9 protein-coding genes are annotated in these 12,533 nt (G+C 29.5%); 4 read left to right on the top strand and 5 right to left on the bottom strand.

The genetic code is table 11. From position 1 onward, the window contains the following. The first annotated feature begins 28 nt into the window (after positions 1-28). The 4 genes from glgA (at position 29) to D4Z93_RS06385 (ending at position 6,662) form a co-directional block, all read left to right on the top strand. The gene (glgA, locus tag D4Z93_RS06400; RefSeq protein WP_119971472.1) at positions 29-1,462 is read left to right on the top strand and encodes a glycogen synthase GlgA; all 1,434 of its coding nucleotides are present in this window, start codon (positions 29-31) and stop codon (positions 1,460-1,462) included. Between the two features lie 19 nt (positions 1,463-1,481). Further along, positions 1,482-3,932: a glycogen/starch/alpha-glucan phosphorylase gene (locus D4Z93_RS06395; protein WP_119971470.1), complete on the top strand. Its 2,451-nt coding sequence runs from the start codon at positions 1,482-1,484 to the stop codon at positions 3,930-3,932. Beyond that, positions 3,933-5,870, top strand: coding sequence for a glycoside hydrolase family 13 protein (locus D4Z93_RS06390; protein ID WP_119971467.1), 1,938 nt, complete (start codon positions 3,933-3,935; stop codon positions 5,868-5,870). Between the two features lie 297 nt (positions 5,871-6,167). Next, complete coding sequence (locus tag D4Z93_RS06385) at positions 6,168-6,662, top strand: hypothetical protein (protein WP_119971465.1); 495 nt, start codon at positions 6,168-6,170, stop codon at positions 6,660-6,662. Here D4Z93_RS06385 and D4Z93_RS13210 read toward each other — a convergent pair. The 5 genes from D4Z93_RS13210 to D4Z93_RS06365 all read right to left on the bottom strand — a co-directional run bounded on the left by D4Z93_RS13210 (position 6,654) and on the right by D4Z93_RS06365 (position 12,520). Next, positions 6,654-6,809: a hypothetical protein gene (locus tag D4Z93_RS13210; RefSeq protein WP_162920264.1), complete on the bottom strand. Its 156-nt coding sequence runs from the start codon at positions 6,807-6,809 to the stop codon at positions 6,654-6,656. The two genes, D4Z93_RS06385 and D4Z93_RS13210, sit on opposite strands and share 9 nt — an antisense overlap. A gap of 12 nt (positions 6,810-6,821) precedes the next feature. Beyond that, positions 6,822-7,238 carry a bacteriohemerythrin gene (locus D4Z93_RS06380; protein WP_119971462.1) on the bottom strand — a complete coding sequence of 139 codons (417 nt, stop codon included), beginning with the start codon at positions 7,236-7,238 and terminating at the stop codon, positions 6,822-6,824. 201 nt (positions 7,239-7,439) lie between these two features. Next, the gene (locus D4Z93_RS06375) at positions 7,440-9,848 is read right to left on the bottom strand and encodes a VIT and vWA domain-containing protein (RefSeq protein WP_119971460.1); all 2,409 of its coding nucleotides are present in this window, start codon (positions 9,846-9,848) and stop codon (positions 7,440-7,442) included. A 33-nt stretch (positions 9,849-9,881) separates the two neighbouring features. Then, complete coding sequence (gene hydF / locus D4Z93_RS06370; protein ID WP_119971457.1) at positions 9,882-11,111, bottom strand: [FeFe] hydrogenase H-cluster maturation GTPase HydF; 1,230 nt, start codon at positions 11,109-11,111, stop codon at positions 9,882-9,884. An 11-nt stretch (positions 11,112-11,122) separates the two neighbouring features. Continuing rightward, the gene (locus D4Z93_RS06365) at positions 11,123-12,520 is read right to left on the bottom strand and encodes an aspartate ammonia-lyase (protein ID WP_119971454.1); all 1,398 of its coding nucleotides are present in this window, start codon (positions 12,518-12,520) and stop codon (positions 11,123-11,125) included. Positions 12,521-12,533: the final 13 nt, after the last annotated feature.

The following is a 12,533-nucleotide window of genomic DNA, read 5'->3' as shown; positions in this document are numbered from 1 at the left end:
TAATACTATATTATTGGGGGGAAGGAAGATGAAAAAAGTTTTATTTGCAGTGTCAGAAGCTCATCCTTTTGCGAAAACTGGAGGTTTAGGTGATGTTGCCTATTCTCTCCCTAAATATTTAAGAAAATTAGGTGTTGACGCCAGAGTCATACTTCCTAAGTATTCACAAATATCCTCAAACTTCAAATCAAAGATGGAACACATAAAAAGTTTCACTGTTCCAGTTGGTTGGAGACAAAAATATTGTGGATTAGAAAAATACAATTTTGATGATGTTCCTTTTTACTTTGTAGATAACGAATATTATTTTGAGAAAGACAAACCTTATGGATTTTTTGATGATGGCGAAAGATTTTCTTTTTTTTCAAGAGCTGTCCTAGAATCGATAAGATATATGGGAGATTTTTTCCCAGACATAATACATTGTAATGACTGGCATACCGGTATAATACCTGTGCTATTAAATGAACATTACAAAAAAAGCAATGAATATACTAATGTAAAAACTGTTTTTTCAATTCATAACTTAAAATATCAAGGAATTTTTCCCAAAGAAATACTAGGCGAGCTTTTAAGCCTCGGTGACGAATATTTTAGTGAAGATAAGATAAAATATTATGATTCAATCTCATTTATGAAAGCTGGAATTAATTTTTCGGATATAATCACCACCGTAAGTAAATCATATGCTGAGGAAATAAAAACCCCATTCTACGGTGAAACTTTAGATGGACTATTAAACAGCAAGAATTATAAACTTTATGGAGTCGTAAATGGAATTGACTATGAAATCTTTAATCCAGCACGTGACTTAAATATATCTTATAAATATAACTCATCAACTATAACTCAAAAAGTAAGAAATAAGATTGAACTTCAAAGATCACTAAACCTTCCGGAAAATAAAAATATACCTGTTATTTCTATGGTCACAAGACTGGTTAAACAAAAAGGACTTGACTTAGTTATATCTATTATAGAAGAACTTCTTTCTATGGATATTCAACTTGTAATACTTGGTTCAGGAGATGAAAATTATCAGGATTCGCTGCAATATTTTTCTCATATATATCCGTCAAAACTCTCTGTTAATATAAAATTTGATACAAAACTAGCATCCAAAATATATTCTGGCTCTGATATGTTTCTAATGCCATCTTTATTCGAACCATGTGGTATTGGACAACTCATTGCACTAAGATATGGTACCCCACCTATAGTAAGGGAAACAGGAGGACTTAAGGATACCGTAATACCTTTCAATGAATATACTGGAGAAGGTAATGGTTTTTCATTTTTTAATTATGATGCTCATGAAATGCTAAATACAATAAAATATGCTGTGAAAATATATCATGATAAAAATATGTGGAGTAATATTTCAAAAAATGCAATGCTCTCAGACAATAGCTGGAATAATTCTGCCAAAACGTATATTAAACTATATGAAAGTTTAACATAATATTTAGAGGTGATTAAGCATGTCATTAAATAAAGAATATATTAAAAAAAACTTTAAACAAAAATTAACGAGTATGTTTGCAGAGGATATAAATGAATTAAATAAATATCAATATTTTGAAGCTCTGAGTAGTGTTATTAAAGATTATATTTCAAAATGCGTTAAAAATACTAATAAATATTATCTAAAAAGCAAACAAAAGCAAGTTTATTACTTCTCTATGGAATTTTTAATAGGAAGACTACTTGAAAGCAATCTGATAAACCTTGGTATAAGAGATATATGTAAAGATGCCCTATCAGAACTTGGAATAAATCTTGATGAAGTTTTACAAGCAGAATCAGATGCCGGTCTTGGTAACGGCGGACTTGGAAGATTGGCTGCCTGTTTCCTTGACTCTATGGCATCAATTGGAATTCCCGGACATGGGTGTGGAATACGATATAAATACGGACTTTTTGAGCAAAAAATAAAAAATGGATATCAAGTAGAAGTACCTGATAACTGGCTCAAAAATGGATATGTATGGGAAACAAGAAAGAGTGAAAAATCAGTTATAGTAAAATTTGGAGGAGATGTACAGCTTATAAATGAAAATGGGAAGCTTAAAGCAATACATCAAAATTACGAACCAATACTTGCAGTACCATATGACATACCCGTAGTAGGGTATAAAAATAATATTGTAAATAATTTAAGACTTTGGAGTGCCGAAACAATTGATAAAGACTTTGATTTTTCCTCATTTAGCAATGGTGATTATTTGAAAGCTGTAGAATATAAATATTCTGTCGAATCAATAACTCAGGTTCTATACCCTGACGATTCAACGGAAAAAGGAAAACTTTTGAGATTAAAACAAGAATACTTTTTTGTAAGTGCAGGTCTTCAAAGTATTATAAGACGTTATGAAAAAATGAAGCTTTCTCTAGATAGTCTTGATAAATATATTGCCATACACATAAATGATACTCACCCTTCTGTTGCAATCGCAGAACTTATGAGAATATTAATCGATGAAAAATCGATGTCATGGGATGAAGCCTGGCGAATAACTACAAATATTACTGCTTATACAAACCATACTATTTTAACTGAGGCACTTGAAAAATGGCCTGTAGATATGTTTAAAAAATTACTTCCTAGAATATACATGATAATAGAAGAAATAAACAGACGTTTTTGCGCCAAAGTATTTGATAAATTTAATGGAGACCTTAATAAGGTAAATAAAATGTCAATAATATCTAACAATAATATAAATATGGCTTACCTATCCATTGTGGGCAGTCATTCTGTAAATGGTGTTGCAAAACTCCACACAAGGATACTAAAAAAGCAAGAATTAAAAGATTTCTTTGAATTTTACCCGGATAAATTTAATAATAAAACCAATGGTATAACCCACCGGAGATGGCTCATTCAATCAAACCCAAAACTTACTGATTTAATAAATGAATTGATCGGAGAAAAATGGATTAAGCATCCCCTGGAATTAAAGAATCTTGAAGGTTTTTCTAATGATAAATCTATACAAGACAAATTTCAACATGTAAAATATCAAAACAAAATAAATCTATCAAACTTTATCAAACAAAAATACAATATAGATGTTGATCCTGATTCAATATTTGATGTTCAGGCTAAAAGACTTCATGCATATAAAAGACAGGTATTAAATATACTGAATATTCTAGACCTATATAATAGGCTTATCGAAAATCCAAATTTAGATATTATCCCCAGAACGTTTATCTTTGGTGCAAAAGCTTCTCCTGGTTACTTTTTAGCAAAGCAGATTATAAAATTAATAAACAGCGCTGCAGATAAAATAAATAATGACAGAAGTATAAAAGACAAAATAAAGGTAGTATTTCTTGAAAATTATGATGTATCCCTAGCTCAAAAGCTTATACCTGCTGCAGACATAAGCGAACAAATTTCAACAGCTTCAAAGGAAGCCTCTGGAACTGGTAACATGAAATTTATGATGAATGGAGCAATTACTATTGCTACACTGGATGGTGCAAATATTGAAATAAAGGATGCAGTTGGAAACGACAATATTATCATATTTGGTCTTACAGCAAATGAAGTAATTGATCTCTATAAAAATAAAAACTATCACTCAAGAGATATATTCAATTCAGATCAAAGAGTTAATAAGATTCTAACACAGCTTACAAATGGATTTTTAGGCGTATCTAACTATGAATTTAACTCAATATATGATAATCTTCTTTTCAATAATGATGAATATTTCGTACTAAAAGATTTTGCACCTTATGTAGAAGCTCAAAATAGAATAAATAATCTTTATAGAGATAAAAATAAATGGAATAAGATGAGTATATTAAATATAGCCAATTCTGGTGTATTTTCAAGTGATAATACCATAACTAAATATGCCAATGAAATATGGCATATAAATAAAATTGACTTTAATAATAAATTGTTGGAGGAAAACTGAATGAATTCGATATTTCATAATTCATGGGACTCATTTTTTAGATTTCCATTTGGCGCAGTTGAATGCAACAAAAATGTATTAATTAGGATTAAATTACCTTATGATAAAATAAAAACAGTAAAATTAGTTGTCTTTAATGATCATAATAAAAACTACTATTCCATGGAACTTGAATCAAGAACCGATTGTGTATCTATATTTAAGTATATACTTAAAACTTCATCAAATCCTGATTTACTTTTCTATTACTTTCAAATATCCATAGATAATAAAATCATTTTCTATGGAAATAATTCAGAAATGACCGGCGGTATTGGGAAAATTTACTCACGTTTCCCATCCCCCTATCAAATTACTGTATTTAAGGAAAATTACTCAACACCTTATTGGTTTAAAAATACAATAATCTATCAGATATTTGTGGATAGATTCTTTAACGGTAATGATAATAATTCCATATCAAATCCAAAGGAAAACAGCTTCATATACGGAAGTTGGTATGACAAACCAATGTACATAAGAAATTCTAAAAATAACAATATAGAAAGATGGGACTTTTTTGGAGGCAATTTAAAGGGAATAATTAAAAAACTTGATTATCTAAAAGACCTCGGCATAAGTACAATTTACTTGAATCCAATATTTGAATCCAGAAGCAATCACAAATATGACACAGCAAACTATAAAAAAATAGACAGTATGTTTGGCAATGAAGCTATACTTAAAGAACTCATACATAAGGCGTCTCTAAAAAATATTAATATAATTCTAGATGGCGTATTCAGTCACACGGGTTCAGATAGTATATACTTTAATAAATTCAACAGTTATAATTCTATAGGTGCATGCCAATCCAAGTCTTCTAAATACTATCCATGGTACAACTTTAAAAATTATCCTGATGAATACGACTGCTGGTGGGGAGTTTCAGATTTACCAAACGTAGATGAATTAAATAAAACTTATTTAAATTATATAATAGAAGACGATGACAGCGTTATAAAACACTGGATGAAGTTAGGTATAAAAGGATGGAGACTTGATGTTGCGGATGAACTCCCTGATGAGTTTATAAAAAAACTTAAAGCTGCCTCAAATTCATTTGATAAAGATTCAATTGTACTAGGTGAAGTTTGGGAGGATGCTTCAAATAAAGTAAGCTACAATAAAAGAAGAGAATATTTCTCAGGTTACGAACTTGATTCTGTTACAAATTATTTAATGAGAAACAATATACTCGATTTCTTAAGAAACAATATAGATTCATTGACTCTAAGAAATAGGTTTATGAGTCTATACGAAAATTATCCGATTCATAATTTTTACTCTATGGTAAATATTATAGGCAGCCATGATGTTGAAAGAATATACTCCGTTATAAATTCAATCGCACTTAAAAATTATGCTGATAAATTTAATGATAAATCAATTGATATACCCTTTAGGCTTTTAAAAATAATAACTCTAATTCAATTCACATTCCCGGGTATTCCTCTACTATACTATGGGGACGAAGCTGGCTCCGAAGGAGGAAACGATCCTTCTAATAGAGCAACATACCCGTGGAAAAGAGAAAATAAGATTATATTAAATTGGTATAAAAAATTGATTCATATAAGAAATAATATAGCATCACTTAAAACAGGGGCATTTAAACAAATAAATTTTGGTTATAACATATATGGATATTTCAGATATATTTTACATGGCAAGGATGAATTTAATATACCAACTGAAAGTTCTATTTGCCTCATACTTGTAAACAAAAGTCCTTATGACACATATAATTTCACAATAAATACATCGGATTATATAAAGGAAGCCAGTTTAAATAGATTAACTAATATATTCAATAAAAATGATGAAATAAGTTTAATTTCTGATACCTTAAATATAAGCATAAAACCACTTGATATAAAATTATATATAGGAATTTAATCTATTAAGGTTTCTAATTTAAATTAGGGGCCTTAATTCATTCCCTGTTTATAATTTCTGCCTTGAGTATTATTGACATCAGCCATAAATTATGATAAATTGATATTTTATATATATTATGATATAATTATATTAATTGGTTTACAGTAAAATATATTAATTTATTTAAATGACACAATACCACCTTTATAAGGTGGTTTTCTATCTAAAATAATTTCTATTTTGTATTATATAATTCAAATATTTTGAATTATATAATTATTTTTGCATTATTATTTATTATAGGAGGACTCTTTTATGAGAAGAAATTACAGAATGAAGAAAACAATATCAATGAAACAGTTCATTTCAGAATTTGGTGAAAACTTTTCTGAACATACTAAAAAAAGACTGTTGGAGCTGGAGGTTCCCAGTGTCTTAACAAGAAAACAGATTAGTTATGTACTTGATCTTAAACATGTTGAACATACAAAGTATGATTGTTCTGAAGAAGATAATTCTAAAACACAAAAGGAATACGTATATGGTCAATTTATCGTTCTAGATGATGTATTATATTTTTCAAATAATTGTATTGAAGATGAAAAAGTTATGAAATCACCTATAGTGGACCAAATATATAACTCACTTAAAGAAGATGAAGTATATATAAAAGATGATATTGATACAACAGGGAAAAAGATAGATGATAACAATATCGATTTTATAATAGATACAATTTTTACAGTATTTCCAGAGGTTTCGCAAAGATATTTAGATATAGTAGAAGAAATGTTGTCACATTCACGATAAACCTTCTTTAAATTTATTTTCTGCATTTGCAAATCTCAAATTTTCCTTTATTATAGATTTCAAGTACGAAATGAACATTTTAGTTATCTGTAAAAATAGTGCAGTTGTATATTGTCTCGGTTCGAGCTTTAATACTGCACTATCCATTTTTTAATGCCGCTATTTATTTAGTTTGAGTTTTTTGAAATACTCACCAATTTTTAAATCCGTACCTAATATATGACTTGATATCCAACTTGAAACAAAATCAAGTAAATCTAAAATAGCTTTCTGTTGATTGATATCTATTGATTTAAGATCTATATTTTCAAGCTTATCAATAAATTTGGCATGAATATGCTTTTGTTCTTCTAATCCAGGATAATCATACAACTCCATAATTCTTTCTTCATCACCAAAATGATAAACTGTATAATCCTTAAGCTCGTCCAATAAATCAAGTATTTTATCATAGTAATCAATATGATTTTCATCCATTGCAAGTTCATAAATATTCCTGCCTATTTCAAATAACCTTTTATGTTCATCATCTATCTGTTTTACATCACAACTATAGTTCTCTTTCCACTCAAACATTATACCCTTCAGCTCCTTTTACATCTGTAATTTAATTTGTACTAATTCTATATTAATTTTATACCATAATGACCAAAGTTTAAAGCATAATATGGTATAAAACTTTACTTTTATTTCCCATACTATGCTTTTATCTATGCTTTCATATTTTCAATATATTTGAGCCGACATCTTTTAATCAACATAAAATTATAATATAAATTAATTTTCCAATATCATAAGAATAGCAAGTTTGGCTAAATCAAAGATAGAATTTTTCTCATTTGATATATTTATACTTTCATTAATCATATTATTATCAGTTCTAAACAATGAGACTATATTTCTCTTAAACGATAATTTATCAAAATCTTTTAACTCATAACTATGATCTTTTCTTTCATCCTTCAACTTATACAATTCAAGCAGCAATTTTTCTATATTACTTATATTTCTATTCTTTATATTTTCTTCTTCCAAACTTTTTTTCAGTGACAATATCAGTACTTTGATTAATCTGCTGGAAATCTGATCATCTAATTTATCATAATTGTCACTTATAAACTCTATTGATTTGTTTAATTGATTAGAATATATATCTATATTTTCATCAGTCATCGAAAATGCAAGCAGAACTATTGCAGTAGTTTCCATCTTATTTTCCAAATCATTATCTTCGTAATCGACAAAAGAACCATCTGCAAACTGATTTCTTGCAATTATTCTCAGCAATCTTTTAATTGGATATAAATTTTTTAGATACAAATTGTCGTCTGAAGTATGTTTTCTTGCATCTTTTTTAAATCTATGCATTGGTTTAATATCTTCTGATTCATAAATTTCTTCTATTTCATTTGCAAGATTACTCTCATCAATTCTTGTTGGAATTATATTTTTAAGTTCTATTCCAAGAACGGGTTCTTCTCTTAACTCCATAAATATAAATGTAGTTTCATGACTTACTATATTATTTTCCTTAGATAACTCTATTATCTTTCTCCTCATTGCATCTTTTATATGACCACGTTCAGCTTCCATATTAAATTCTATTGATTTTATTCTTTTTCTAGCCCATACCTTTTTTAATAAATTAGCACTTTCCTCCATATTAAAATTATCCAGATCAATTTCCTTTAAATAAGATTTTCCTTCTACATTTCCCCTTATTGATATCTTGCCAGAAACCTCTCCATCCACATTTGCGAAAATACAAAATGGTTCTCTATCATACATATAATCTATAGTCCTAGGATAGGTTGATTTTACCTTTAAATCACCCCAATCTATAGTCATATCATCAACCTCAGGATTCTTTATCCTCTTGAACTGCTTTAATACTACATTCTCTATTCTTCTTTTATTATTTATAAATTCAGCCTTTCCAAAACTCTCATGCGCAAGCTTATTTAAGAAATAGTTATTTGCAACCGAGTCTATTCCAAAAGTAAATATTCTGTTGTCTCCTATATTTTCCATTACATAATTTAATATATCATTTTCTTCTTCTACCTGATCATCAGTAAATATAAGTATTGTGTTACGTCCACCTTCATTTTCGATACTATATTTTATACCACCAAATATATCTGCATCTTCCTCATCTTGGAGAGCATCAATCCAATAAGAAGCTTCTCTTAAAGTATTTGCATTAAATTCAACCATACCATTTTGACTAAAATGGCTAAGCTCATTTCCCATGGCTATAATATCAAATTTATCACGACTAGTTAAATTTCTTATACACAGCTGGAGTGCATTTTTAGCCTGTTCTAATTTGTTTCCTTTCATAGTATCTGATATGTCTATCAAGAAAACATAATTTTCTGGTTTATAACTTTCAAATGAATCAAGCTTAGGTATTATTCTTAGATAAATTATTCCTTTATCTACTCCATCCTTCTTGTACTCACATATCATACCATCCGCTTCCTTAGGACTTTTTTCTTTCATATAAAGAATAAAATCCTTATCCATTGATTGATATATACCCCCTAAATTCACCTTTGAGATATTTTCTCCATCTCTTTCTATTTTTATATTGTGTGATGGAGATCTAAATTCCAGCATACACATAGATTCAACTATTATATTGGCCTTGAATTCAAAATCAGTTTTTTTCTTCCTTCCAATTATTTTATTTATGGTGCTTCCTTTCAACATTTCAAGTTTAAAACCATGTTCAAGCCTCTGACTTTCAAATATCAAAGGTATTGATAATTTAAATGTGCTATCTTTATATTCAAGTTCATCTATATATGAAAGTTTTATAACTACTGATTCACCAGCAATTATATTACCTATATTCACTTTGAAAAAATGTGGTTTGAATTCCTCTAAAATTAGGGTTTTTTCCCTTCTTTCTAAAGCACTTTCATATATTTTGCACGCCTTATCTTTTTCCTCTACAACAGCTTTAAGTGTTCTTCCACTTATCTCAACCTCAAATCCAGAGATAATAGCTGTTTTTGGTATTGGAAATACATAAACTCCCTTCGTATCCTTCTTACCATAGTTTTCATAAGTTTGATTTATAGATATCTCTGCAAATTGTCCACAAACATTTCCGTTTATACTCACCCGCTTTAATATTAAATTATGAGAATTTTTACTTTTACTCATACCAAAGGCCATTATTAATCCTCCTCATTTATTATTTATAAAAATTTATTCATCCCATACCATTTTAGCTAAGGGAAATGGTTTAAGTGCCCTGTCGAGTATCCCCTGTACATATGCAATTAATATTCCATAGTTTACTATAGGTACTCCAAATTCTTTAGCCATGTTAATTCTATACAACATAGAAGTTCTATTTAACATACATCCTCCACAATGAACTATTAATGAATATTTTTTTATTTCATTTGTAAATGAATTACCGGATGAAAACTCAAAATCAATTTTCTTTCCAGTTATCTGCCTTATCCACCTAGGTATCTTAACCTTTCCTATATCATCTGATTGTCTATGATGGGTACAGCCTTCAGCAACAAGTACCTTATCATTGTCTTTTAATTTCTTTATTGCTTTAGCTCCTTTTATAAGTTCTACCAAATCGCCTTTATATCTCGCAAATAATATAGAAAATGATGTCATCAAGATATCCTTTGGAGTATCTGCCGCAACTTTCAAAAAAACCTGTGAATCGGTAACAACCATTCTAGGTTTTTTAGATAAATTCTGAAGAGTCTCCCTGAGTTCATATTCCTTCGTAACAATTGCAGAAGCATCACTTTCCAAAACATCTCTTATTGTTTGCTGCTGCGGGAGTATAAGTCTTCCCTTTGGTGCCGCTTTGTCTATTGGTGTAACAAGTATAACAAAATCTCCAGGCTTTACTAAATCTCCAATTATTCTGAATTTATCTTCATCTTCAGGCATTATATTTATTATTTGATTTTTCAGTTCTTTTATTCCTTCTTTAGTAAGCGCTGATACACCCACAGCAGGTACATTAAATTCATTTTTTATACTGTCTACATATCCTGCTCTAACTTTTGATATATCGGCCTTATTAAATACCAGTATAAATGGAAGCTTTTTATCATTTATCTGTTTAATTATATATTTATCATAATCTGTAATTCCAATAGTTGAATCCACTACAACAAGTGCTATATCAGTTTTATTTAGAACTTCAATAGTCTTTTCACGCCTAAGTTTTCCAAGTTCTCCTTCATCATCAAGACCTGCAGTATCTATTATTACACATGGACCTATCGGAAGTATTTCCATTGATTTATAAACAGGGTCTGTAGTTGTACCTTGAACATCTGATACTATAGCCGTATCTTGATCTGTTATGGCATTAATAATACTTGATTTTCCCGCATTTCTTCGTCCGAAAAGTGCTATATGTACTCTTACAGAACGTGGTGATTCATTTAAGCTCATCATATTACCTCCTATTTTCCTGGTATACCAGGCTTTGTTAGTACAAAAGGATTCATTATTTCCTCTATTTTTTCTCTGCTTAATGTATTTTCCTCAATTAAAATCTCTTTTATAGTTTTATCTTCTTTTATCGATTTTTGTACAATTTTGCTTGCAGTATCATATCCTATATATTTTACAAGCGCTGTTATAAGAGAGGTAGATCTCTCAAGATTTTTACGGCAATTTGCAGCATTTACCTTTATATCTTTAATACATTTTTCATTAAATACATTAATTGCCCTGCATAGAAGTTCGAGTGAATCAAGCAAGCTCTCTGCAATCAATGGAGTAAATGCATTCAATTCAAGCTGTCCAGATGCGCTTGCCATTGTAATTGCAGTATCATTTGCTATAACTCTCATACCAACTTGAGCAATCATTTCCGCTATAACAGGATTAACCTTACCAGGCATTATAGTGGATCCTGCTTGAACTTCTGGTAAGACAATTTCACTAATTCCTCCTCTCGGTCCAGAATTTAAAAGCCTTAAATCATTTGATATTTTAATTAAATTTACAGAAAGAGACTTTAAAAGTCCAGAGACTTCAACAAACACATCACAATTCTGGGTTACATCTATAGGATAATCTGATCTCGCTATTCCAAAACCAGTCAAATCTTGAAGTACATCTGTTATCATATATATGAATTTGTTTGTAGCATTTAATCCAGTACCTATTGCAGTTCCACCAATATTTACTTCTCTAAGTCTTTCTTCTACTTTATAAATCCTCCACCTATCCCTTGCAATTGCTTTAGCATATGCGCCAAATTCCTGCCCTACCATTATAGGCAGCGCATCCATCAACTGAGTCCTTCCAAGTTTTATCACATCAGAAAATTCATTTTCTTTTTTCTGTAATTCTTCCTGAAGTTCAGCAATACATGAACTCAATTTTCTTATCTTTCTTATCGCAGTAATCCTAAGAGCTGTAGGATATACATCATTGGTTGACTGAGACATATTTACATTATTTAAAGGATGTATAATATTATATTCTCCTCTTTTCCCTCCTAGTATCTCTATAGCCCTATTTGTTATAACTTCATTTACATTCATATTTGTAGATGTACCAGCACCACCTTGAAATGCACTTATTTTAAATTGATCATCAAGTTTTCCATCAATTACTTCCTCACTGGCAATTATTATTGCATGAGCTTTATCCTCTGCAAGCTCTTTTAAATTACTATTTACTATAGCAGCTGCTTTTTTTATAAGTGCAATGTCTTTAATTAAATCCAGATTTACACTTTTGCTTCCTAAATCAAAATTTTCGAGAGCCCTTTGAGTATTTATCCCAAAATAAACTGAATCCTCTATATTCTTTTTACCAAGTAAATCTTCCTCTACTCTAAATCCCACATTTTTACCTCCC

Origin of the sequence: Clostridium fermenticellae (genome assembly GCF_003600355.1) — a bacterium.
In the GTDB taxonomy this organism is placed as follows: domain Bacteria; phylum Bacillota; class Clostridia; order Clostridiales; family Clostridiaceae; genus Clostridium_AV; species Clostridium_AV fermenticellae.
The sequence above is the reverse complement of the archived record's forward strand: the minus strand, read 5'-3'. Positions and strand labels throughout refer to the sequence as shown.

Bases quoted from the DNA above. Each gene is read 5' to 3' on its own strand.
- glgA (WP_119971472.1), top strand. From the start codon at position 29: ATGAAAAAAGTTTTATTTGCAGTGTCAGAAGCTCATCCTTTTGCGAAA.
- D4Z93_RS06395 (WP_119971470.1), top strand. From the start codon at position 1,482: ATGTCATTAAATAAAGAATATATTAAAAAAAACTTTAAACAAAAATTA.
- D4Z93_RS06390 (WP_119971467.1), top strand. From the start codon at position 3,933: ATGAATTCGATATTTCATAATTCATGGGACTCATTTTTTAGATTTCCA.
- D4Z93_RS06385 (WP_119971465.1), top strand. From the start codon at position 6,168: ATGAGAAGAAATTACAGAATGAAGAAAACAATATCAATGAAACAGTTC.
- D4Z93_RS13210 (WP_162920264.1), bottom strand. From the start codon at position 6,809: ATGGATAGTGCAGTATTAAAGCTCGAACCGAGACAATATACAACTGCA.
- D4Z93_RS06380 (WP_119971462.1), bottom strand. From the start codon at position 7,238: ATGTTTGAGTGGAAAGAGAACTATAGTTGTGATGTAAAACAGATAGAT.
- D4Z93_RS06375 (WP_119971460.1), bottom strand. From the start codon at position 9,848: ATGGCCTTTGGTATGAGTAAAAGTAAAAATTCTCATAATTTAATATTA.
- hydF (WP_119971457.1), bottom strand. From the start codon at position 11,111: ATGAGCTTAAATGAATCACCACGTTCTGTAAGAGTACATATAGCACTT.